The following is a 22,799-nucleotide window of genomic DNA, read 5'->3' as shown; positions in this document are numbered from 1 at the left end:
GTTTTCGCGGGGTTTACCCTTAACATTCAGTGAAACATCGAATTTTAATTTTTCATTAGTTCCTCTTATGTGACTGGCTCTTGAAAATCAAGCCTAATGCGATGCCAAGTGGGTACCGGCCTCGCAGCACTTCGCCGAGCCGCTTGAATAGAGGCAATTTCTCCATTTTTGGATTGCGACATGCGGTTTCATAAATACGAGGCTATCAACGCGGTATTCCTTTGCGGCACCGTCACAGGCGCGGCAAAGATGCTCAACCTTTCGCAGCCGGCCGTGTCCCGCCTTATTTCAAGCGCGGAAAATGAACTCGGCTTCCTCTTGTTTCATCGCCAGCAAGGGCGCATGGCACCGACAGACGAAGCCCAGCAGCTGCGTCCGGCAATTTTGAAAATCATGGAATCGATGAGCCACGCCGCCTCGCTGGCGGCAGGCTTGCGCAACGGCGGTACCAGGCAATTAAGGATCGCGGCCGTCCCTTCGCTGGCCACAGCCGTATTGCCGCGAGCGGTCAAATCATTCATTGGGCAATACCCCAAATGCAAGCTGACGCTGGAAACCTACCATTACGACTCCCTTGTTGATGCGCTTCTGGCCGGGCACGTCGATATCGGATTTGTTTATGAACCGGTAGCGCATGCGGCGTTGGCGACCACAGACCTGCTGCAGTCCTTCTTCTGTTCGGTGTCGACATCCAGCTATTTTTCGAAAGCCAAAAAAACCATCTCCGTCCAGGACCTTGCCTCCTGCAACATCATCGGCTTGAGCAAGGATGACCTTGTTGCGTCGCTGATTGCCCAGACGGACGGCATGGCGGACATTGCGCTCACCCGCAATGTTTCGGTCGAAACCAGCGTGGTGGCAATGCATCTGGCCGCACAAGGGATGGGCGTCGCCCTGGTTGACTCCCTGACGGGGGCACTGGGAAAGCTGCACGGCGCGCAGGTTTTGCCCTTTCGCCCCGAAGTGCCCATACGGGTGGCCGCGATGCACCTGGTCACACACCAGGCCACACTGCATGAGAAAAAGTTTGTTGAGCATTTCGCGGCCCAGGCCCGCCTGATTCAAGCTGGTTGACATCGCAGATCGGGCTCAGTAGTGATCAAAGTAGCGCTGCAGTTCCGGGGCGTCCTGCTTCAGGGTCAGTGCCAGACTGAGCAGCACGCGGGCTTTTTGCGGGCTGAGCGTGTCAGAACTTATGCTGCCGAAAGCGTCATCGTCTATTGCGCCGTTGCGCGACACAAGGCCGCTCCCGGTGCGGGAGCTCCTGACGACCGCGACGCCACGCAGAATCGCCTCACGATAAGCCAACTGGTGCACGCTGGAAATCGACCCGTTTCCGGTGCCCGCATGGACAAGGCCGCGTGTGCCACCGTCCAGGAAAGCCCGGATACTTTCGCTCCCCGCGCCGGCGTAGGCATAAACAATATCCACCTTGGGCAGGCTTTGAAGGCCCGACACACTGAAAGGCGAATCAAGCGTGTGCTGGCGCGACGGCATCCGATGAAGCTTGACATCCCCGTTTTGCATATAACCGACGCATCCAAATTCCGGACTGCAGAAACTGTCGATCGATGAGGTATGGGATTTGGTCACCTCGCGGGCCGAAAAGATCCGTTCATTTGCCACGACCATCACACCAAATCCTCGCACCTGGGGACTGGCCGCGAGTTGCACCGCCCGCAGGAGATTCAAAGGCCCATCCGCACTGATGGCGGTTGCGGGCCGCATGGCCCCCACCACCACGACCGGCTTGGCCGTCTTCAAAGCCAGATGCAGAAAGTAGGCGGTTTCCTCCAGCGTATCGGTTCCCTGCGTCAAAACAAAGCCGTCCGGCTCTTCGGTCTCGTCGAGCCGGGAAATCGCGTGGGCCAGGAGAAGCCAGGTATCGGTGGAAAAGTTTTCGCTGCCCAACTGGCTGATCTGCACCGGGAGCAATTCGACCTCCCGGGGTAAGTAAGGGGCAAGCGGCACCAAAGTGTCGGCAGCGGAAAGCTGCGAATCCTGGTAGCTGAGTACGTCGGAGGCGGAGCTGGCTTCGCCCGCGATGGTGCCCCCGGTGCCCAGGACGGCAATCCTTGTTTTTCGCATCAATGTTTCAACCATTGCGTTAAAGAAGATGGAACCGCCCCGCCGACGATCGCACCATGGGTCGCGTCGCGGGACGGGTACCAGGAGGGCAGCGGCGGGAATCAACGCCGCTGTCTTTTCGCTTGGCGCCTGACTGGCCAAGCGCCGTCACTTCATGGTGACAAGCGTGGTTTTGACACCCTGCGGGTAGGTGGACAACGTGACGGCAGCGTTCTTGCGCTGGCCCGTTCCGTCAAATTCAATGTGCCCGGTGATGCCTTCATGCTTTGTCTTGCCGACATAGGCCAGGTATTTGGCGGGCTCCGCAGAACCGGCAGCCCGCATGGCATTGGCCAATATCATGACGTTGTCGTAGGCATAAGGTGCGTACACCACGACATCGGTGCTGTAGGCGGCCTTATAGCGTTGAGCAAAACCGGGGCCTCCCTTCATATCCATCAAGGCTTCGCCGCCATCGCCGCAAATCACGTTTTTTCCGACCGCCTGCGCACCAAGCTTGGGCAGATCGCCGGTGCAGACACCGTCACCACCCATGAAGGGAAGCTGCCCAATCCCCAACTGGGCCATTTGGCGAAGCATGGAGCCCGCCTGTCCATCCAGGCCTCCAAAAAAGACGGCCTGCGCCTTCTTGCCTTTGATCGTCGTCAGGATGGGAGAAAAATCAGTGGCCTTGTCACTGGTAAATTCACGCGCGACGATTGTTCCGCCCAGCGATTTGAAGGTTTTTTCGAACTCGTCCGCCAGGCCCTGGCCATATGCCGTGCGGTCGTCGATCAAGGCAACGTTGTGAATCTTGAGCTTGGTAGCAGCATAAACAGCCAATGCGCTACCTATCATTCCGTCGTGGGCAATGGTGCGGAAGGTGGTTTTGTAGCCCAGTTGGGTGAGTTTCGGATTGGAAGCCGCAGGCGTGATGTGCGGAAGGCCTGCTTCGCTGTAAATCCGGGCGGCGGGAATGGTGGTGCCGCTGTTGTTATGCCCCACGACGCCATTGACACCGCCATCAACCAGTTTTTGCGCAACAGCGGTCCCCTGTTTCGGGTCGGCCTGATCGTCTTCAGAAATCAACTCGAACTTCACGGCCTTGCCGCCAATCCTGAACTGGCTGGCATTGAGGTCTTCAATGGCAAGCTGCGCACCACGCTCGTTGTCCTTGCCGTAATTTGCGGCAGGGCCAGACAGCGGGCCGACGATGGCTATTTTTACTTTGTCCTGGGCGAAAACCGAAGCTGCCGAAACAACGACCAGTACGGAAAGAGCGCTTTTTACGCAATAACTTGACGACATGACGACTCCTGATGAATTGAGGAGTCGGTAGTATCAAGCGGAGGTTTCCCTTTGAGGCATGCGCAGACGGGGCATGCCATGCAGAAAGCGTATGCGCTGTTTTGGGGAGCATCGGCCCTGGCCATGGCAGGCCTGTTTCATGGCCCGCCGACGGCAATCCACGCGGGTCGCCCGCGCGCGGCTCATTTCTTGGCGTTGTTTTTCACGCGCAGCTGCTCGAGCTTTTCAGCAATTTTCATTTCCAGCCCTCTGTTGACCGGCCGATAAAAGCCCGGGGCCCGCATGCCCTCGGGGAAGTAGTTTTCGCCGGCCGCGAAGCCGTCCTCCTCGTCGTGGGCGTAACGGTAGTTTTTGCCGTAGTCGAGCTGCTTCATGAGCTTTGTTGGTGCATTGCGCAGATGCAGGGGCACCGGGCGGGTGCCATCCTTGCTGATGAACGCCTTGGCCTCGTTGAAGGCCTTGTAGACCGCGTTGGACTTGGGCGCCACCGCCAGGTAGATCACACACTGGGCCAGGGCCAGTTCGCCTTCGGGGGAGCCCAGGCGCTCATAGACCTCGGCCGCGTCCAGCGCCATGCGCAGCGCGCGCGGGTCGGCCAGGCCTATGTCCTCGCTGGCCATGCGCACCAGCCGGCGCGCCATGTAGCGCGGCTCGGCGCCGCCGTCGAGCATGCGCATAAACCAGTAAAGCGCGGCGTCGGGGTCTGAGCCGCGCACCGATTTGTGCAGAGCCGAGATGGTGTCGTAGAACTGCTCGCCGCCCTTGTCATAACGGCGCAGGCGCTCACCCAGTACCTTGAGCAGCCAGGCGTCGGTGACTTCGGTGACCTTCTCGGCCTTGGCCGCCACGCTGAGCGACTCCAGCGTGTTGAGCAGGCGCCGCGCATCGCCATCGGCATAGGCCACGAGGCGGTCCACGGCCTGCGCCTCGATGGCGGTGATGGCCGGCAGCGCGTTTTCGGCCAGCACCTTGTCCACGATCTGCTTCAGGTCCGCCTCGCCCAGCGGTTGCAGCACATAGACCACGGCGCGCGACAGCAGGGCCGAGTTGACCTCGAAGGAGGGGTTTTCGGTGGTGGCGCCTATGAAGGTGAAAAGGCCGCTCTCCACATGCGGCAGAAAGGCATCCTGCTGGCTTTTGTTGAAGCGGTGCACTTCGTCGACAAACACAATGGTGCGCCGCCCGCCTTGGGCCTGCCAGATGCTGGCCTGCTCCACCGCTTCGCGGATGTCCTTGACGCCGCCCAGCACAGCCGAAATGGTGATGAAGTGGGCGTCAAAGCTGCTGGCCATGAGCCGCGCGATGGTGGTCTTGCCCACGCCCGGCGGGCCCCAGAGGATGCAGCTGTGCGGCTGGCCGGACTCAAACGCGATGCGCAGCGGCATGCCTTCGCCCAGCAGATGCTGCTGGCCTATGACTTCACCCAGGTTTTGCGGGCGCAGGCGCTCGGCCAGGGGCTGGTGGGTGGAGGACGCGGCTTTCACGGCAGGGCTGGGAAACGGGAGATCAAGGGAGGAATCGGGACGGATGGAAAACGGGATGCCATGAGTCTAAGCCACCAAGCCATGCCGGCTGCGGGCTTATGGCAAGTCGTGTAAAACACCCAATAGCCCCTCTTTTGAAGGAAACACCCATGCCAAGCCGCGAAACCCTGGAGCGATTTATCGCCCGCGTTGAAGAAAATGCCCACGCCGAGGCCATTGAAGAGTTCTACACCGAGAACGCCTCCATGCAGGAAAACCAGGCCGCGCCGCGCGTGGGACGCGCCAACCTGGTTTTGGGCGAGCAGAAGGTCATGGAAAGGGCGAAGTCGTTGACCTCGACCTGCGTGCGCCCTGCCCTGCTCGACGGTGACCACGTGGTGATCCGCTGGATCTTCCGCTTTGAATGGCAGGACGGCAGCCGCACCGAGATGGAGGAGCTCGCCTGGCAGCGCTGGGAAGGCGAGCGCATCGCGGAGGAAACGTTTTTCTACGATCCCGCGCAGCGCCTTCCCAAACCCCCGGTGGCCTGAGTCACGGCCTGGTTTACTGCCGGATCACGTCCGCGCCCTTGGGCGGCGTGAAGCGGAAAGTGTCGGCGGGCAAATTGGGGTTGACCTCGACTTTGCTGAAGCTCAGCACTGATCGCTGGCCGAAGCTATCGGTGATCTCCAGCGCGGCCAGGCCGGAGGATTTTTCACCGGGGCGAAAGCCCACGCGCACGGACTGCAGTTGGCCTTCCTTGCTCTTGGGCGTGGCCACCACCCATTGCAGGCCGTCGGCGTCGGGCGCGGCGGCCAACGTGAAATCGGCCTGCAGGGCGCGCAGGTCGGGCGCCGCGGCAATCAGCGCCGCGGGGGTGGAGCCCAGTACGCTGGACTGCTTGCGCGAGGTGACCTGGTTCAGGTCCACGTCGTGCAGCCACAGCGTCTGGCCGTCGGCCACGATGCTTTGCTCAAAGGGCTTCTTGTAGATGAAGCGAAAGCGGTTGGGCCGGGAAAACTCAAACGTGCCGGTGGAGGTCTTGCTGCGCGCGGCCTGGCCGTCCTTAGCCGGCGCGGTAACGACCTGGGTAAATTCAGCGCGGCCGCTGCTGACGGTCTTCACGAAAGCCTCCAGGCTGTCCAGGCCGTTGGCCCAGGCGGGGTGCGTGCAAGCCGCCACCAAAATCATCGCAACGTATTTCTTCATGATCGTCACTCCGCCCTTGCGGGCACCAGGATGTCGCGCTGGCCGCTGCCGCTCATGGCGCTGACCAGCCCGGCTTTTTCCATGTCTTCGACCAGCCGCGCGGCGCGGTTATAGCCGATCTTGAGGTGACGCTGCACCAGCGAAATGCTGGCCTTGCGGTTCTTCAGTACGACCTCCACGGCTTGGTCGTACATCGGGTCTTTCTCTCCACTGCCGCCGTTGCCGCCCTCGCCCAGCAGGTCGCCGTCTTCGCCGTCGACCGTGCCGCCTTCGAGGACGCCCTCGATGTAATTGGGTTCGCCCTGCTGCTTGAGGTAGGCCACCACGCGGTGCACTTCGTCATCACTCACAAACGCACCATGCACCCGGATTGGAAAGCCTGTACCACTCGGCATGTAAAGCATGTCACCCATTCCTAACAAAGCCTCGGCGCCCATCTGGTCCAGGATGGTACGGCTGTCGATCTTGCTGCTGACCTGGAAGGACAGGCGGGTCGGGATGTTGGCCTTGATCAGGCCGGTGATCACGTCCACGCTGGGGCGCTGGGTGGCCAGCACCAGGTGGATGCCGGCGGCCCGGGCTTTTTGCGCCAGGCGGGCGATCAGCTCTTCGATCTTCTTGCCGACCACCATCATCAGGTCGGCCAGTTCGTCAATCACCACCACGATGTAAGGCAAGCGCTCCAGCGGCTCAGGCTGCTCGGGCGTGAGGCTGAAGGGGTTGTAGATGAATTCGCCCTTGGCCTTGGCTTCGTCGATCTTGGCGTTGTAGCCGGCCAGGTTGCGCACGCCCAGCTTGCTCATGAGCTTGTAGCGCTTTTCCATCTCGGCCACGCACCAGTTCAGGCCGTGGGCGGCCTGGCGCATGTCGGTGACCACCGGGGCCAGCAGGTGCGGAATGCCTTCATAGACACTCATCTCCAGCATCTTGGGATCTATCAGCAACAGGCGCACGTCGCGCGCATCGGCCTTGTAGAGCAGGCTCAGGATCATGGCATTGATGCCAACCGACTTGCCCGAACCGGTGGTGCCGGCCACCAGGCAGTGCGGCATCTTGGCCAGATCTGCCACCACCGCGGCGCCGCTGATGTCCTTGCCCAAGCCTATGGTAAGCAGGGACTTGGCCTCGTTGTAAACCTGCGAACCCAGGATTTCGCTGAGCTTGATGGACTGGCGCTTGGCGTTGGGCAGCTCCAGCGCCATGTAATTCTTGCCCGGAATGGTTTCGATCACGCGTATGGACACCAGACTCAGGGCGCGCGCCAGGTCCTTGGCCAGGTTGACGACTTGCGAGCCCTTGACGCCGGTGGCCGGCTCGATCTCGTAGCGCGTGATGACGGGCCCGGGCGCGGCGGCCACGACACGCACCTCGACGCCGAAGTCCTTGAGTTTTTTCTCGATCAGGCGCGAGGTCATCTCCAGCGTCTCGGGCGCCACGCCTTCCTGGCGTTGCAGCGCACCATCCAACAGGTCGACCTGCGGCAGCTTGGAGTCGGGCATTTCGCTGAAAAGCGGCTTTTGCCGCTCCTTGGCCACACGCTCGCTTTTGGGAATATCGACCAGCACGGGCTCGATCAGCACCGGCACCGGGTGGTGTTCCTCGATTTCGATGCGTTCGTCGATCAGGGTTTCCTCGCGCTCGCGGGCGGCCAGCTTGCCGAAAGCCAGGTCCTGGGCGATTTCGCGCTTTTCGCGGCGCGAATCAATCAGGTTGTCTATCCAGGCGCCCACGCGCAGCGCCACATGGGCCCACGAAAAGCCGAAGACCGCCGACACGGCAATGACACCCAGCGCGATAAACACCAGGCCGGAGCCGGCAAATCCCAGCCATTTCTCGCCCTGGGCGCCGGCCAGGTAGCCCAGCACCCCGCCCGCATGGCCGGGCAGCTTGAATTCAAAGCGGTAGAGCCGCGACCACTCCAGCGCCGCGCTGGCCAGCAGCAGCAACAGCAGGCTGAGCCAGAAACGGATGCGGTGGGACTCCCCGGCCGCCAGGGGTTCGCCGCGCAGCCAGCGCGCCAGCGACCTCAGCCAGGCCTGGCCGCCCGCCGCCAGCGCCCACCAGACCGAAAAGCCCAGCAGGTAATAGCTGGCGTCGGCCAGCCAGGCGCCCACGCGCCCGCCCCAGTTGAGGCTCGCGGCATGGCCGCCGGCCACGGCTTGCGCGGTGCCGGAGGTCGACCAGGCCGCGTCCTGCGGCGAATAGCTGAGCAAGGCGGCCAGCCAGAAAACCAGACCGAGCAGGCCCAGGATCAGGCTGACTTCATGGGCAAAGCGTTTGATGCCGCCGGGCGCGCCCGTGGCAGGGGAATTTCTGGAGTTCAGGGTATCGAGTGAGTAAGTCATGGCTCACTTGAAGCTTACCGCAGTTGAGTGCAAGCCTTGAAGGAGCGCCACGGGCGCCAAACGGGTGGCGGGCGATAGGCTGGGGGGTGTCAGCCCAGGGTATGCAGGCGCTCTTTCACGAGGACGGAGCCGTCGTCCCGGGTTTCGATGAAGCCGCGCTCCTCCAGGTCCTTCATGACCCGGCTGACCATCTCGCGCGAGGCGCCGACCATCTTGGCCAGGTCCTGGCGCGACACCTTGTCGCGGATCACGGTATTGCCGGTGCCGTCGTCGCTGGCGAATTCCAGCAGCGCCCTGGCCACGCGGCCGTAGACATCCATCAGGGCCAGCGACTCGATCTGCCGGTCGGCGTGGCGCAAGCGCTGCACCAGGCCCTTGAGCACGGCATAGGCCATGGAGCTGTTTTCGGGCAGGCAGCGCGCGAATTCGAGGCGGCCCAGGATCAGGGCGTCGGTCTGGATCTCGGCGCGCACCGTGGCCGAATGCGGTTCGTTGTCAATCAGACTCATCTCGCCGACGTAGTCGCCGGGGTGCATGGTGGCCAGGATGACCTCACGCCCGCGGGCATCGGTGGTGACGACGCGGGCCCGGCCCGTCAGGATGATGGACAGCGCGTTGGACTTCTTGCCCTGCTCGACGATGGGCTCACCACGCTTGAAGCGGCGCTTGACCACTGTGTCAGCGACTGAGGCGGCCTGGGCGGCCGTCAAAACGGAGAAAAGGGGTACCCGGCGAATCAATTCCAGGTTGGACACCATCGTCGTCATATCTGATATCTCCCAACCTCACAAACAACGGGACGTCGCGTGAGTTCTTACAATGGCACGTAATTTATAAAACCAAATGCCGCAAAAGTACTACCTCGACGGTTTTACCTTGCGCTGCGCTTATGCGGCACGACTCTACCCGAGTTCTTACACTTTCCCAATCAGTTTTTCAACATGAAACATTCAAGCGTCTTAATCCTCGGTTCGGGGCCTGCCGGCTACACCGCGGCCGTCTACGCGGCACGCGCCAATCTCAACCCGGTGCTGATCACCGGCATCGCGCAGGGCGGCCAGCTCATGACCACCACCGAGGTCGACAACTGGCCGGCCGACGTGCACGGCGTGCAGGGACCTGACCTGATGCAGCGCTTCCTCGAACACGCGGAACGCTTCAAGACCGAGATTATTTTTGACCACATCAACAAGGTTGATTTCAGCAAGCGCCCCTTCACCCTGACCGGGGACAGCGGGACCTACACCTGCGACGCGCTGATCATCGCCACCGGCGCCTCGGCCAAATACCTGGGGCTGGAATCGGAAAGCGCCTTCATGGGCCGTGGCGTTTCCGGCTGCGCCACCTGCGACGGCTTCTTCTACCGCGGCCAGGAAGTCTGCGTGGTGGGCGGCGGTAACACCGCCGTGGAGGAGGCCCTGTACCTGTCCAACATCGCCAGCAAGGTCACGCTGGTGCACCGCCGCGACAAATTCAAGGCCGAGGCCATCCTGATCGATAAGCTGCACGAGAAGGTCAAGGCCGGCAAGATCGAGCTCAAGCTGCACCACACCCTGGACCAGGTGCTGGGCGACGCCTCGGGCGTGACCGGCGTGCGCCTCAAAAGCACCCAAAACGACGCCACGCAAGACCTCAGCCTCAAGGGCTGCTTTATCGCGATCGGCCACCAGCCCAATACCGACATCTTTGCCGGCCAGCTGGAGATGAAGGACGGTTACATCATCACCAAAACCGGGCTGCAGGGCTTCGCGACCATGACCAGCGTGCCCGGCGTTTTCGCCGCCGGCGACGTGCAGGACCATGTCTACCGCCAGGCCATCACCAGCGCCGGAACCGGCTGCATGGCGGCCCTGGATGCCCAGCGTTTCCTCGAACAAGCAGAATAAGCAAAAAATCCCTTATAATTCAAGGCTTTGCTAAATTTGCTCCTTAGTTCCAACAAAAGGGGCCGGTTTGGCAGTCTCGGGTTACCGCCACCCTATTCTGGCGAGGTGAGGCAGGCATGACGATGGGCACAGGGTGCTTTCGACGTGGCTGCTGTTGAAAATACTGGAGTGCATATGGCACGCGTATGTGAAGTAACGGGCAAAGGCCCAATGGTCGGAAACAACGTTTCCCACGCCAACAACAAAACCAAGCGCCGGTTCCTCGTGAACCTGCAATACCGTCGTTTCTGGGTCGAGAGCGAAAACCGCTGGGTCCGCCTGCGCGTTTCGAGCGCTGCACTGCGCCTGATCGACAAGAAGGGCATTGATACCGTGCTCGCAGACCTGCGCGCACGCGGCCAAGCTTAAGGAGCACCATCATGGCAAAAGGCGCACGCGAAAAAATCAAGCTGGAATCCACCGCCGGCACCGGTCACTTCTACACGACCACCAAGAACAAGAAGACCACGCCCGACAAGATGCTGATCATGAAGTTTGATCCCAAGGCACGCAAGCACGTGGAATACAAGGAAATCAAGCTGAAGTAATTCGGCTCTTTCCCTCTAAAAAACCCGCCGCATCCCGGCGGGTTTTTTTATGGCTGGCGATTTCCCGCCGCCCTCTCCTGCCGGTCGACGGCTCGGGCTGATGCGCCCAAAACAAAACCGCCCCGGTGAATCAACACGGAGGCGGTTTGAGGAGAGACGGCACGCCGGCCCAAGCCGGCGGGCGGGGTGGCGTCAGGCGCGGGCGGCGCGCAGCTTCAGCGAGAACTCGCGCAGCGCGGCAATACCGCTTTCTTCCGCGCGGTGGCACCAGGCCTGCAGGTCTGTCGCGAGTTGCTCGCGGGAGGCCGAGGTGCTCATCCACATCTGGCGCAGTTCTTCACGCATGGTGACCATCTTGTCGAGCACGGGGTGCTCGGCGCGGGCCTGGGCCAGTTGTGGTTTGGCGGCCGCTGGCACCTTGTCGTCGTCGCGGTGCAGCCAGCGATTGGCCGCGCGCAACACGGACACGTCGGCTTTTTTCGCCTTCAGCACTTCGATTTCAGCCTTGCCGGCACGGCGCAGTTCGCGCGCAAAGCCAGCCATCACTTCGTAGCGGTGGGCAATCAGGGCTTCCAGGGTTTTCTCGTCAGCCACGGGCTGGATGGAACCCAGCTGGAGCTTGGGCGGAACCTTCTTCACGGCAGCCAAGCCCATTTTTTCGAGGGCGCGGATGTAGATCCAGCCGATATCGAACTCATAGGGCTTGACCGAGAACTTGGCCGAGGTCGGGTAGGTGTGATGGTTGTTATGCAGCTCCTCGCCGCCGATCATGATGCCCCAGGGCGAGATATTGGTGCTGGCGTCGGGTGCCTCAAAGTTGCGGTAGCCCCAGTAGTGGCCGATACCGTTGATGATGCCGGCCGCCGTCACGGGAATCCAGGCCATTTGAACCGCCCAGACCGCCAGGCCGGCCGCACCGAAGAAGGCCAGGTCGATGATCATCATCAGGCCCACGCCCTGCCAGCTGTAGCGGGTGTAGACATTGCGTTCCAGCCAGTCGTTGGGCGTGCCATGGCCGTATTTGGTCATGGTTTCCTTGTTCTTGCTTTCGGCGCGGTACAGCTCGGCGCCTTCCCAGAACACCTTCTTGATGCCGTGGGCTTGCGGGCTGTGCGGATCTTCAAGGGTTTCGCACTTGGCGTGGTGCTTGCGGTGAATGGACACCCATTCCTTGGTCACCTGGCCGGTACCCAGCCACAGCCAGAAACGGAAAAAATGCGAAGGGATCGCGTGCAGATCCATGGCGCGGTGCGCCTGATGGCGGTGCAGGTAAATCGTCACGCTGGCGATGGTGATGTGGGTGGTCACCAGGGTGTACAACACAATTTGCCACCAGCTGGCGGCGAGCAGGCCATTTGCCAGCCAGTCGAGGGCGGCATCAAACAAAATCATAAAAATCCTTTAAACAATCTGCACCAGCCGCCCATCCAAATTTGTCTCCAGGCGCCGCATCAGACAAGCCTCTATTGTATGGGGAACCCCTGTAAATACCAAGTCGCCCGGGGTACAGGGCGAAGGGCCAAATCAGTGCGAAAAGTCACGAATAAATATGTAACTTCGACCCATCTGTCGTCTTTTGCTGGCAAAAATATCAGGACTTTTGCCATACTGCCGCGAAAAACCCGTCAGTCTGGTGCAAGTAGGGCCAGAGGCGAAGGTCGGGGCCGCGGCAAAGTTTTTCGGCATGTTCCACCCCCAGATGGGTCAACAATGGCCCGGTTTCAAGGACGTTAAACCCTGTATTGGCCGCGCTGAAGGCCTCGGCAATCGCCTCGTTTTCTTCGCGCAAAACGCTGCAGGTGGCATAAACCAGCCGGCCGCCGGGCTTTAAAAGCCGCGCGGCGCTCTGCAAGATCGCGGTTTGCTTGGCCTGCAGCTCTTCGATGGCCTTGGGTGTCTGCCGCCATTTGAGGTCGGGATTGCGCCGCAAAGTGCCCAGGCCCGAGCATGGCGCATCGACCAGCACCCGGTCTATCTTGCCGGCCAGGCGCTTGATGCGGTCGTCACGCTCATGGGCGATGGCCACGGGGTGCACATTCGACAGCCCGCTGCGCGCCAGCCGGGGTTTGAGCGCATCCAGCCTGTGGCCGGAGGTGTCAAAGGCATACAGGCGCCCGGTGTTACGCATGGACGCGCCCAGGGCCAGCGTCTTGCCGCCGGCGCCGGCGCAGAAATCGACCACCATCTCGCCGCGCTTGGCGTCCACCAGCAGGGCCAGAAGCTGCGAGCCCTCATCCTGCACCTCGATGGCACCGCGCGTGAAGGCGTCCAGCTTGGCCAGCTGGGGCTTGCCATCTATGCGCAGGCCCCAGGGCGAATACGGGGTGGCGACGGTTTTGATGGCCGCCTTCGACAATTCTTTCTGGATATCGGCGCGCTTGTCTTTCAGCGTGTTGACGCGCAAATCCAGCCCGGCCGGCGCATTGAGGCTTTCCACCAGCGGCCAGAAATCGTCACCCAGTTGCTCCTTGAGCGGCTCCACCAACCACTGCGGCAGATTGTGGCGGTGCAATTCCATCAGGTCGCCTGGCTTGACCTGGTCGCAGCGGGACAGCCAGTCTTTCTCCTGCTCGGTCAGCGCGCCCAGCAAGAAGTCGCGCTCGGCGGCAAAACCCAGGATCGCCAGGCGCCGCTCCAGCGGGCCACTGCCGTGCTGCGCCAGGTAGGTATAGAGATTTTTTTTGCGCAGCACGCCATAAATGGTTTCCGCCACGGTGGCGCGCTCGCGCGGGCCGAGCCGGTAGTCGCGGAAGTAGCGCGAAACCACCATGTCGGCGGGATGATCAAATTTGAGGACCTGCTTGAGAAGCTCGGAACAACTGTCGAGTAAGGCTTTAGGATGCATAGTCCCTATTGTCCCACTGCGGTCTCACCGCACCCTTTTTTAAGTCCCTTCACGAAGCCCCCGACCGACCATGCCTGAAACCCCCGCAGAAGCGCTGCCGCCCCTGATTGAAACCCCACCGGGCCTCTACCGCCACTACAAAGGCATGCTCTACGAGGTGGTCGGCACCGTGCGCCACAGCGAAAGCCTGGAGCCTATGACGCTGTACCGTGCGCTTTACGGCGAAAAAGGCCTGTGGGTGCGGCCCGCCGCCATGTTCAATGAAGAGGTGGTGATAGACGGGGTAAAACAGCCTCGGTTTGCCCTGCAACCCGGCCCGGCGCCCGAATAAGCGCCGTCACCGATAATCGTGGGTTATGTCCGAATCCACTGAAATCGAAAAACAGGTCAAGCGCCGCCGCACGTTTGCCATCATCTCCCACCCCGACGCGGGTAAAACCACGCTGACCGAAAAGCTGCTGCTGTTTTCGGGCGCGATCCAGATCGCCGGCAGCGTCAAGGCCCGCAAGGCCGCGCGTCACGCCACCTCCGACTGGATGGAGATCGAAAAGCAGCGCGGCATCTCCGTGGCCAGCTCGGTCATGCAGATGGAATACCGCGACTGCGTCATCAACCTGCTGGACACCCCCGGCCACCAGGACTTCTCGGAAGACACCTATCGCGTGCTGACCGCCGTGGACGCGGCGCTGATGGTGATCGACGCGGCCAACGGCGTCGAGCCGCAGACGCGCCGCCTGCTGCAGGTCTGCCGCGCGCGTAACACGCCCATCCTGACCTTCGTCAACAAGATGGACCGCGAGGTGCAAGACCCGATGAGCGTGATGGACGAGATCGAGCGCGAACTCGGCATGACGGTTATTCCCTTCACCTGGCCGGTCGGCATGGGCAAGCTGTTTCACGGCGTCTATGACAGGCGCGAGGACCGCATGCGCGTCTTCAGCCCCGGCGAGGAAAAAGCCGGCGGCGACGACGAAATCCTGGCCGGCCTGGACAACGCCGAAGCCGCCAAACGCTTCGGCGCCGAATACGCGCAGGCCCAGGGCGAGATCGAACTGGTGGCCGGCGCCACGCCCGAGTTCGATCGCGCCGAATTCCTGGCCGGCAGGCAGACGCCCATGTTTTTCGGCTCGGCCATCAACAACTTCGGTGTGCAGGAAGTGCTGGATGCGCTGGTCGACCTGGCGCCCGCGCCCGCCGAGCGCGGAGCCATCCAGCGCGTGGTGCACCCGGAGGAGAAAAAATTCTCCGGCGTGGTGTTCAAGATCCAGGCCAACATGGACCCGGCCCACCGCGACCGCATCGCCTTCCTGCGCGTGGCCAGCGGCGAATTCACGCGCGGCATGCGCCTGAAAGTGGTGCGCAGCGGCAAGGAGCTGCGGCCCAACACCGTGGTGAGCTTTATGAGCCAGCGCCGCGAGCTGCTGGACACCGCCTTTGCCGGCGACATCATCGGCATCCCCAACCATGGCGTGCTGCAACTGGGCGACACATTGACCGAAGGCGAGGCCCTGCAGTTCACCGGCCTGCCCTTCTTCGCGCCCGAAATGTTCCGCGCCGTCGAGGTGGCCGATCCGCTGCGTAGCAAGCAGCTGCGCGCCGGCCTTACCCAGCTTGGTGAGGAAGGCGCGATCCAGGTGTTCCGCCCGATTGCCGGCTCATTGCTGCTGCTGGGCGCGGTCGGCCAGCTGCAGTTTGAAGTGGTCGCCCACCGCCTGGAGCATGAATACGGTGTCAAGGCCCGCATCATGCCCAGCAATTTCAACCTGGCGCGCTGGGTCACCAGCGACGACGCCAACGAGCTGAAAAAATTCATGGATGCCAATGCCCACCGCGTGGCGCTGGATGCCGTCGATGCGCCCACCCTGCTGGTGGACCACAGCGCCACACTGCGCGCCGTGGAGCAGCAATGGCCCAAGATCAAGTTCCACGCGCTGCGTGAGCACGCCGGGCTGGTGTTCCAGTCCAAGATGTAAGCGGCTTTCCCCTCGCCTGCCCCAGACGCAAAACGGGCGCCAGAAGCTATCCGGTGGATAGCGGCTGGCGCCCGTAGTTCTATGCGCAGGCTTATTTGGCGTTCAGCAGCTCGCCAACTTCGAGCAGCACCAGCTCGTTGTCGTCGGCCTTGTTCGGCTCACGGCTGCTGGAGAACGGCAGGTTGTTGTCGTTGCCGACCACGATGTGGGTCGCATCCACTACATCCACGTTTTCAATCGTGAAGAAAGGGAACTTGAGCACGCCATCGTTGAGCGGCTTGCGCGCCAGCTTGTGGGGGTCGGCGATGTTCAGCAGGTCGATGTAGCCGACCTTGCGCACCGGCCCGCCTACGTTGGCGTCCGTCATTTCAATCTTGTAGACACGCTTGAACTTGGCGATGTCATGGAAGCAATCTGTGCGTTTCTGGCCTTCGGGACAAGCCTTGTCGGCCGTGCCTTCGCCGTTGTCGCGCTCGATGACCAAGCCCGTGGTGGCGTCGATCATGTTGAAGTCGCCGATGGCATTGCCGTTGGCTTCCAGCGGGTACATCCATGAGCGGCCGCTCCACTTGCCTGCCTGCACGTCGAACTCCAGCACACGCAGGGCCTCCTTGCCGGCCACACGTTCATAGTCCTTGGCTTCGGCATTCCACACCGGGCCTTCGAGCAGCGCGTAGAGCTTGCTGCCGTCTTTCGACGAAGCCATGCCTTCAAAGCCCTTGGAGCGCTTGACCTGGAAGTCGACCGTGCCGCCGGGCGCGGCTGGCGTGGTGACGGCCGGGTGATCGGGCGAGCGCACAACCTTGCCGTCCACCAGGGTCTCGAACACCGCGAGCACCTTGCCCTTGAGGTCGGCCTTGATCAGGAAGGGGCCGAACTCGTCGCCAATCCACAGCGCGCCGCCGGCGAACTGGAAGCTCTCGGTGTCAAAGTCGCTGCCGGTCAGGTAGCGCTTTTTGCTGCCTTCATGAACGATGCGAAACGGCACTTTTTTGTCGGGGTCATGCAGGAAGATGGTTTCCAGCCGCTTCATGCTGCCGCCCTTGAAGTCGACCTTGTAGCGGTTCAGGTACAGCATGGCGTCGGGCGAATTCGCCTTGGTGCCAAAACCGTTGTCCGTGATGATCCAGAACGTGCCGTCGGCCATCTTCTTGATGCCGGAATGGCCTTGCAGCGGCTGGCCCTTGAAAGGCAGCGACACGCCGGTGGGGCGCCCGGCCGACATGCCTTGCACCGAGCCCAGCGCTTCGGTGCGCTGGCCGTTGGTGAACTTGCCGCTGACCTGCAGGTCCTGCGGCGCATCCTTGGGCGCGGGGATAAAGGATTGGGCGGGCAGCACCGCATGGCCGGCCAAGGTGGCCGGGAAAGCAGCAGGCGACTGCGCCAGCGTGGGCAAGGGGGACGCCAGCAGCACCAGCATCAGGGAAGAAAGCAGGCCGGTATGGCGCTTTGGCAGGGGGCGGGTGGTGCCGCCGAGGTCAGATAGGGACATGTGTCATCCATGGTTTAAGGAAGACGCATGGTCGCCACCCGGTGTGACGTCACGATGACACAGGGTGCTCGCCCCAGTCCTCGGCAACCGGGAAATCGCCCCTGCTTTGCCCTATTGCCGGATTCTTCCGTTTCCGCTGACGATGGTCATCTCCACGAAGCGCGAACCATTGCGCATCCCTGGCCGAAATCCGACAACATATCCTCCCAGGTCAAAGTTTTCCAGCCCATCCAAAGCGGTAGCAAAACCCTCACGGGTCACACGCGGGCCCTGCCGCCGGGCGGCTTCAACGATCACCTTTGCCGCGATGAAGCCTTCCATCATGGCGTAGCTGATCGGAACATCCTGCGCTCCGGCCGTTGCCGCGATATCGTTGAACTCCTTGGAAAGCCGGTTTGTCAGTTTGTAGGGGCTGGGCGTGACCTGGGCAATCGCGATGCCTTGCATCTGCTCTTCCGAAAGCCTTTTCGCCATCTGCTCGATGTCCGCGCCTGAATGCGCGAACAGCTGGGCCGTGCCTCCCGCCGAGCGGTATTTTTCAATGAAGCCGGCACAGGCGCTTCCGCTTGCAATCATGATGATCGCCTGCGGTGAGGCTGCCAGCATGGCATCGGCGGCCGCGCTCACGCGGCTGGTACCGGCGTCATAACCCGCCGTTTGCACGATCGTGGCCTTGGCATTCGCGGCTGCTTCCTTTGCAGCCGCGATGAGCGGCGCAGCGTTCGGGCCATTTTCGTGGAACAAGCCGAGCCTGGTGATTCCCACCGTCGCCAGGTGCGCCGCGATTCTGGTGATTTCGTCTCGCAAGGTGGCACGCACGCCATAAAGTTGCGGGGCCTCCAGATTCAGTTCGGTCGCGCGGAAGCCGACCAGTGCGATGCGCTCGCGCTCCAATACGCCCGCGCTGACCAGCTGGGCGATATTGCGGCTTCCAAAGTAGCCGGCAAGCACCACGGGTTTGTCCTCGGCCAGAAGCGCGCGCGTTTGGGTGAGTGTTTCATCGGGTCGCCCGGCGTCGTCGCGGCGCGCCAGGATGAAGGTGTTTCCGTTCACTCCGCCCGCCTTGTTCACGGCGTTGAAATGCAACTGCATTCCTGCCGCGTAGGCACGGCCCTGGCTCGCGTCGACCCCGGTCAAGGGCGCCACTTGACCGACCACAAGCTGCGCGGCCAGTACTGACGACGTGATACCGCTTGCGATAGCCAGGCCGGCCAGGCGGCCGATCCATTGATTTTTTCTCATCTTCGCCCTCATCCTCGTTCTTATCCTCGTTGTTATCCTCGGTCCTCAACGAAATCCAAATCGCCTGGACCGGCCATTGATTTTTCTTTATTCACGCACCCGCACTGATGCGGTGCCCGGCGCCACCTGCCGTCGTTGGCGAGCCGCCGGGGTGCGGCGGGGCCGTGACGATCGATGTCAGCGCCGGTTCGACGGCATGCAGGCGGTCCAGCGCGGGGCGCGGCCGTCGCAGCTCGTCGGATCCGGCAAAGGCCTGCTCCAGCGCCGCAGCCACGCCAAGCACATGGTGGTCCGCGCGGAAGTGGCCGACGATTTGCAGGCCGAAGGGCATGCCCGCATGGTCGACCCCGCAAGGCAGGCTGAGCGCCGGCAAGGTGGCCAGCGTCACGACATAAGTCAGGGCAAGCCAGCGGTAGTAGTTGGCTTGCGGCTTGCCGGCGATGGTGTCCGCGTGCAGCGTTGTCCACGGGAAGGGCGACAGCGGCGTGGTCGGCGCCAGGATCACGTCATAACCCGCCATCGTGGCATTGAAGCGGGCCAGGATGCGTGTCTGCTCGGCCTGGGCCCAGGCGCTGTCGAGCAGGCTCATGGCCGCGCCTATCTCATAGTTGGCGCGCGTGTTGGGCCCCAGGCTGGCGGGGTCGCGTGCGTAGGCGTCGCGGGTCGCGGCCACGAAGGCCTCCGCGCGCAGCACATCAAAGCAGCGGTGCACCTCGCCCAGGTCGAACTCCACCTTTTCGCAGCTGCGGAACAGGTGGGACATGGCGCGGACCTTGCGGCCGAAGGTCTCCCGTATCAGAGGGTCGACATCGCAGGCGCCGAAGTCCTCGGTCCAACCTACGCGCAGGCTACCAAGGTCCAGCGCCGGCGGATTCAGAAAACCGGCCGCATCCACCGGATAACTGAGCGGGTCGCCCACAGCGGCGCCGGCCGAGGCGGCCAGTTGCTGGCAGGTGTCGGCGACGGTGCGGCCCATGGGCCCGACCACCGAGATCGGCGTCCAGCCCAGCGGCTTGCGCGAACTGGGCACCAGGCCCGGCGAGGGCCGAAAGCCCACCACACCGCACAGGGCCGCCGGTATGCGCAGCGACCCACCGGTGTCGGAGCCGGTGCATACAGGAAGCATGTCGCAGGCCAGCGCCGCCGCCGAGCCGCCCGACGAACCGCCGGCATTGAGCCGGGGGTCGAAGGGGTTGCCGGTGGCGCCCCAGACCGCATTGCGGGTGTTCGCCCCGGCGCCCAGCTCGGGCACGTTGGTCTTGCCGACCACGATGGCGCCCGCGGCGCGCAGCCGCGCCACGAGCACGTTGTCGGCCGCGGGCACATGGTCGCGGTACAGCGCCGAGCCCAGGGTGGTCAGCAGGCCCTCGGTGGCCTCCAGGTCTTTCACGCCCATGGGCAGGCCGTGCAGCAAGCCCAGCGGGCGGCCCTGCATCACCGCGCGCTCGGCGGCCTTGGCCTCGGCGCGCGCGCGTTCAAAGCAGGTGGCCGTCACGGCGTTGACGAAAGGGTTAACCGCCTCGATGCGCTCGATGCAGGCTTCCAGCAGTTCGACGGGCGATACCTGCCTGGCCTCTATCAGGCGCCGCAGCTCCACCGCCGAGAGAGCTACCAGTTCCTTGCGGCTCGCCACCGTCAATCAATCCGGATGTTGGAACGCAGGGCGATCACGCGCATGCGGGGCAATTCGTTTTCGATGCGCGCCGCGACCGCGGCAGCGGGCTCCCAGGCGTACTCGAGTCCGTTGGCGACGAGCTTTTCGCGAAGCTCGGGATCCTTCATCGTCTCGGCCAGCGCCTTCTGCAGCTTGGCTTTTGCATCGGCCGCCAGCCCTTTGGGCGCGGCAATGGCGAGCCAGGAATCGGCCGAGAAGCCTTTGAAGCCGCTCTCCGCCACGGTCGCCACCGTGGGCATTTGCGTCGCGCGGCTCTCGCCGGTGACGGCGATGGCCTTGATCCTGGGTTTCGCCGCCCTCAGCTGCGGTAGCGCGGCCGCTACGGTGTCAATGGTGAAAGGGATTTGCCCGGCCATCAAGTCGTTCATCGCCGGCGCGCTGCCCTTGTAGGCGATGTGCTGCAGCTTGATGCCGGTGGTGCTCCACAGCATTTCGCCCGCGAAGTGCCCTGTGGTGCCGTTACCGAAGGAGCCGTACATGTACTTGTCCGGGGCGGCGCGTACTGCTGTGATGAGTTGCTTCAGATCGTTGATCGGGACATCAACGTTGGCCAGCAAAACAAGGGGAACGCGTGCCACCATCCCGACAGGCTCAAAACTCTTGATCGGGTCGTAAGGCAGCTTGGGCATGAGGGCTGGGTTGACCGTGAAGGTCGACCCAGAGCTGATCAGCAGCGTGTAGCCGTCCGGCGCGGCCTTGGCGACAAAGGCCGCACCGACGACGGTGCCGGCGCCCGGGCGGTTGTCGATGACAATCGGCTGCCCCAGGCGCTCGGCCAGTTTCTTGGCGACCAGCCGCCCGGCGATGTCGGTGGCGCCTCCCGGCGGAAACGGGATGACCAGCTGGATCGGCTTGGACGGATAGCCCTGCGCATGGACACCGGTCCAGGGCGCCAGCAAGGCCAGCGCCATGGCCAGGAAGAAGCGCTTCTCATACCTTGGTTTCATCATCGTAGTTCCCTCTTTGTTGCAGCGCGAGCCGCGTTGATCAACCGTTGCGAAACAGGAAGCTGTAGGCATTGAGCGCCGGCACGCCGCCCAGATGCGCGTACAGCACGCGCGAGCCGGTCGGAAACTCGCCGCGCCTGACCTTTTCAATCATCCCGTGCATGGACTTGCCCTCGTACACCGGGTCGGTCAGCATGCCTTCCTGCCGCGCGCACAGGCGGATCGCCTCCAGCGTGCCTTCGTTGGGCAGGCCGTACTCGGGGCCGCCGTAAGCGGTATCCAGCACCACGTCCTTCGCGGTGATGGGGCGGCCCAGCTCCACCAGCTTGGCGGTGTTCTGTGCGATGCGCAAAATCTGCGCGTGGGTTTGTTCCGGCTTGGCCGACGCGTCAATGCCGATCACGCGCTCGGCCCGGCCGTCGGCCGCGAAACCCACCACCATGCCGGCCTGCGTGCTGCCGGTGACCGAGCAGACCACGATGTAGTCGAACTGGAAGCCGAGTTCGGCCTCCTGCGCGCGCACCTCTTCGGCAAAACCGACAAAGCCCAGGCCGCCGTAGGGATGCTCCGAGCAGCCCGCCGGAATCGGGAAGGGCTTGCCGCCGGCCTTGCGCACGTCGTCCATGGCCTGTTCCCAGCTGGGGCGTATGCCGATGTCGAAGCCCGCGGCGTCCAGGCGCACGTCGGCGCCCATGATGCGCGACATCTCGATATTGCCCACGCGGTCATACACCGCGTCGGAATAGTTGACCCAGTTCTCCTGCACCAGCACGCACTTCATGCCCAGGTGCGCAGCCACCGCCGCCACCTGGCGCGTCTGGTTGGACTGGATGCCGCCTATGGACACCAGCGTGTCGCAGCCCTGGGCCAGGGCCTCGGGAATCAGGTATTCCATCTTGCGGGTCTTGTTGCCGCCGAAAGCCAGGCCGCTGTTGCAGTCCTCGCGCTTGGCAAAGAGTTCGACCTTGCCGCCCAGGTGGGCGCTCAGGCGCTTGAGCGGCTGGATGGGCGTGGGGCCGAAGGTCAGCGAATGCCTGGCGAACTTCTGGAGCTGGAGCGGATGTTGAAGCGGATGCTTGAGCGAAGTGGACATGAAGGAGGTTCCCGGTTGAATGTGAAACTGAAGCTTGAAGCGACGATGAATCAAATCGTAGCCAGGCCCTCATGCAATGAGTTGCTTAAACAAGCCGTTAAAAGCACTCAAAAATCTTCCTTTTATGAATTTGAATAATTAATTCCATAAATTTGTCTTTTCACACAATATTTATAGAATTCCCCCATGGAACACACACTGGACCGCATTGACCGCAAACTCCTGAAGCTGCTGCAGCAGGACGCCTCCCTGCCCAATATCGAGCTGGCCGAAAAAACCAGCCTCAGCCCGCCCGCCTGCTCGCGGCGCGTGGCCAGGCTCAGGGAAGCCGGCCTGATCCGCAAGACGGTGGCGCTGGTAAACCCGAGGGCGCTGGGCTACAACGGGCTGGTCATCATCGGCGTGGTGCTGGACCGTTCCACCACCGACTCCTTCGCGGCGTTCGAAAAAGCCGCGGCCGGCCTCACCGGCTGCCTGGAAGTGCAATTGGTGACCGGCGAGTTCGACTACTTCGTGAAGCTGCGCATCCAGAGCATCGACTCCTTCAACGAACTGCATGCGTCGCAGCTCATAGGCCTGCCCGGGGTGAGGCAGATCCGCACCTTTGTCTGCCTCAAGGAGGTGTTCGAGACCACGGTGATTCCGGTTTAAGGCCGGGCTTTTGCAA

At 62.6% G+C, this 22,799-nt stretch carries 21 protein-coding genes; 8 read left to right on the top strand and 13 right to left on the bottom strand.

What is annotated here, in order from left to right:
• The first annotated feature begins 180 nt into the window (after positions 1 to 180).
• Positions 181 to 1,074, top strand: a complete 894-nt coding sequence (locus tag ACEN8I_RS17735; protein WP_413329890.1) for a LysR family transcriptional regulator — start codon at positions 181 to 183, stop codon at positions 1,072 to 1,074.
• 15 nt (positions 1,075 to 1,089) lie between these two features.
• Here the strand turns inward: ACEN8I_RS17735 and ACEN8I_RS17730 are convergent, their stop codons facing one another.
• The 3 genes from ACEN8I_RS17730 to ACEN8I_RS17720 all read right to left on the bottom strand — a co-directional run bounded on the left by ACEN8I_RS17730 (position 1,090) and on the right by ACEN8I_RS17720 (position 4,859).
• Entirely contained in the window at positions 1,090 to 2,103 is a 1,014-nt protein-coding gene (locus ACEN8I_RS17730) for an asparaginase (RefSeq protein WP_413329889.1), read from the bottom strand.
• A 132-nt stretch (positions 2,104 to 2,235) separates the two neighbouring features.
• Positions 2,236 to 3,375, bottom strand: coding sequence for a branched-chain amino acid ABC transporter substrate-binding protein (locus ACEN8I_RS17725; protein ID WP_413329888.1), 1,140 nt, complete (start codon positions 3,373 to 3,375; stop codon positions 2,236 to 2,238).
• Between the two features lie 182 nt (positions 3,376 to 3,557).
• Positions 3,558 to 4,859 carry a replication-associated recombination protein A gene (locus tag ACEN8I_RS17720; protein ID WP_413329887.1) on the bottom strand — a complete coding sequence of 434 codons (1,302 nt, stop codon included), beginning with the start codon at positions 4,857 to 4,859 and terminating at the stop codon, positions 3,558 to 3,560.
• Between the two features lie 149 nt (positions 4,860 to 5,008).
• On the opposite strand from ACEN8I_RS17720, the gene ACEN8I_RS17715 reads away from it, so the two are divergent.
• Positions 5,009 to 5,389, top strand: a complete 381-nt coding sequence (locus ACEN8I_RS17715) for a nuclear transport factor 2 family protein (protein ID WP_413329886.1) — start codon at positions 5,009 to 5,011, stop codon at positions 5,387 to 5,389.
• A gap of 13 nt (positions 5,390 to 5,402) precedes the next feature.
• On the opposite strand, the gene lolA is transcribed toward ACEN8I_RS17715, so the two are convergent.
• The 3 genes from lolA to ACEN8I_RS17700 form a co-directional block, all read right to left on the bottom strand.
• A complete protein-coding gene (gene lolA / locus ACEN8I_RS17710; protein ID WP_413329885.1) occupies positions 5,403 to 6,047 on the bottom strand; it encodes an outer membrane lipoprotein chaperone LolA in 645 nt (214 codons plus the stop codon).
• A 5-nt stretch (positions 6,048 to 6,052) separates the two neighbouring features.
• Positions 6,053 to 8,392 (bottom strand): DNA translocase FtsK, encoded by a 2,340-nt coding sequence (locus ACEN8I_RS17705; RefSeq protein ID WP_413329884.1) that lies wholly within the window; start codon positions 8,390 to 8,392, stop codon positions 6,053 to 6,055.
• A gap of 89 nt (positions 8,393 to 8,481) precedes the next feature.
• Positions 8,482 to 9,159, bottom strand: coding sequence for a Crp/Fnr family transcriptional regulator (locus ACEN8I_RS17700; RefSeq protein WP_007863182.1), 678 nt, complete (start codon positions 9,157 to 9,159; stop codon positions 8,482 to 8,484).
• A gap of 174 nt (positions 9,160 to 9,333) precedes the next feature.
• On the opposite strand from ACEN8I_RS17700, the gene trxB reads away from it, so the two are divergent.
• The 3 genes from trxB to rpmG all read left to right on the top strand — a co-directional run bounded on the left by trxB (position 9,334) and on the right by rpmG (position 10,865).
• Entirely contained in the window at positions 9,334 to 10,278 is a 945-nt protein-coding gene (gene trxB, locus ACEN8I_RS17695) for a thioredoxin-disulfide reductase (protein WP_413329883.1), read from the top strand.
• Positions 10,279 to 10,452: 174 nt separating this feature from the next.
• Entirely contained in the window at positions 10,453 to 10,686 is a 234-nt protein-coding gene (gene rpmB / locus ACEN8I_RS17690; RefSeq protein WP_413329935.1) for a 50S ribosomal protein L28, read from the top strand.
• Positions 10,687 to 10,697: 11 nt separating this feature from the next.
• Positions 10,698 to 10,865, top strand: coding sequence for a 50S ribosomal protein L33 (gene rpmG, locus ACEN8I_RS17685; RefSeq protein WP_007863188.1), 168 nt, complete (start codon positions 10,698 to 10,700; stop codon positions 10,863 to 10,865).
• 192 nt (positions 10,866 to 11,057) lie between these two features.
• Here the strand turns inward: rpmG and ACEN8I_RS17680 are convergent, their stop codons facing one another.
• Together ACEN8I_RS17680 and ACEN8I_RS17675 are read right to left on the bottom strand one after the other, a co-directional pair.
• Positions 11,058 to 12,257, bottom strand: a complete 1,200-nt coding sequence (locus tag ACEN8I_RS17680; protein ID WP_007863190.1) for a fatty acid desaturase — start codon at positions 12,255 to 12,257, stop codon at positions 11,058 to 11,060.
• Positions 12,258 to 12,456: 199 nt separating this feature from the next.
• Complete coding sequence (locus tag ACEN8I_RS17675) at positions 12,457 to 13,710, bottom strand: RsmB/NOP family class I SAM-dependent RNA methyltransferase (RefSeq protein WP_413329881.1); 1,254 nt, start codon at positions 13,708 to 13,710, stop codon at positions 12,457 to 12,459.
• A 70-nt stretch (positions 13,711 to 13,780) separates the two neighbouring features.
• Here ACEN8I_RS17675 and ACEN8I_RS17670 point away from each other — a divergent pair, with 70 nt between their 5' ends.
• Both ACEN8I_RS17670 and ACEN8I_RS17665 read left to right on the top strand, forming a co-directional pair.
• Complete coding sequence (locus ACEN8I_RS17670) at positions 13,781 to 14,041, top strand: DUF1653 domain-containing protein (protein WP_413329880.1); 261 nt, start codon at positions 13,781 to 13,783, stop codon at positions 14,039 to 14,041.
• 25 nt (positions 14,042 to 14,066) lie between these two features.
• Positions 14,067 to 15,683, top strand: coding sequence for a peptide chain release factor 3 (locus ACEN8I_RS17665; protein WP_413329879.1), 1,617 nt, complete (start codon positions 14,067 to 14,069; stop codon positions 15,681 to 15,683).
• Between the two features lie 91 nt (positions 15,684 to 15,774).
• On the opposite strand, the gene ACEN8I_RS17660 is transcribed toward ACEN8I_RS17665, so the two are convergent.
• The 5 genes from ACEN8I_RS17660 to ACEN8I_RS17640 all read right to left on the bottom strand — a co-directional run bounded on the left by ACEN8I_RS17660 (position 15,775) and on the right by ACEN8I_RS17640 (position 22,132).
• The gene (locus tag ACEN8I_RS17660; RefSeq protein WP_413329934.1) at positions 15,775 to 17,103 is read right to left on the bottom strand and encodes an esterase-like activity of phytase family protein; all 1,329 of its coding nucleotides are present in this window, start codon (positions 17,101 to 17,103) and stop codon (positions 15,775 to 15,777) included.
• A gap of 183 nt (positions 17,104 to 17,286) precedes the next feature.
• Positions 17,287 to 18,417, bottom strand: a complete 1,131-nt coding sequence (locus ACEN8I_RS17655) for an ABC transporter substrate-binding protein (RefSeq protein WP_413329878.1) — start codon at positions 18,415 to 18,417, stop codon at positions 17,287 to 17,289.
• A gap of 91 nt (positions 18,418 to 18,508) precedes the next feature.
• Positions 18,509 to 20,050, bottom strand: coding sequence for an amidase (locus tag ACEN8I_RS17650; RefSeq protein ID WP_413329877.1), 1,542 nt, complete (start codon positions 20,048 to 20,050; stop codon positions 18,509 to 18,511).
• Between the two features lie 2 nt (positions 20,051 to 20,052).
• The gene (locus ACEN8I_RS17645) at positions 20,053 to 21,039 is read right to left on the bottom strand and encodes a Bug family tripartite tricarboxylate transporter substrate binding protein (RefSeq protein ID WP_413329933.1); all 987 of its coding nucleotides are present in this window, start codon (positions 21,037 to 21,039) and stop codon (positions 20,053 to 20,055) included.
• Positions 21,040 to 21,079: 40 nt separating this feature from the next.
• Positions 21,080 to 22,132 (bottom strand): 1-aminocyclopropane-1-carboxylate deaminase, encoded by a 1,053-nt coding sequence (locus tag ACEN8I_RS17640; RefSeq protein WP_413329876.1) that lies wholly within the window; start codon positions 22,130 to 22,132, stop codon positions 21,080 to 21,082.
• A gap of 186 nt (positions 22,133 to 22,318) precedes the next feature.
• Here ACEN8I_RS17640 and ACEN8I_RS17635 point away from each other — a divergent pair, with 186 nt between their 5' ends.
• Positions 22,319 to 22,783 (top strand): Lrp/AsnC family transcriptional regulator, encoded by a 465-nt coding sequence (locus ACEN8I_RS17635; RefSeq protein WP_413329875.1) that lies wholly within the window; start codon positions 22,319 to 22,321, stop codon positions 22,781 to 22,783.
• The last annotated feature ends 16 nt before the right edge of the window (positions 22,784 to 22,799 follow it).

The sequence above is a fragment of the Polaromonas sp. CT11-55 genome, assembly GCF_047303325.1.
GTDB lineage: Bacteria > Pseudomonadota > Gammaproteobacteria > Burkholderiales > Burkholderiaceae_C > Polaromonas.
This window is presented reverse-complemented; position numbering and strand designations above follow the sequence as displayed.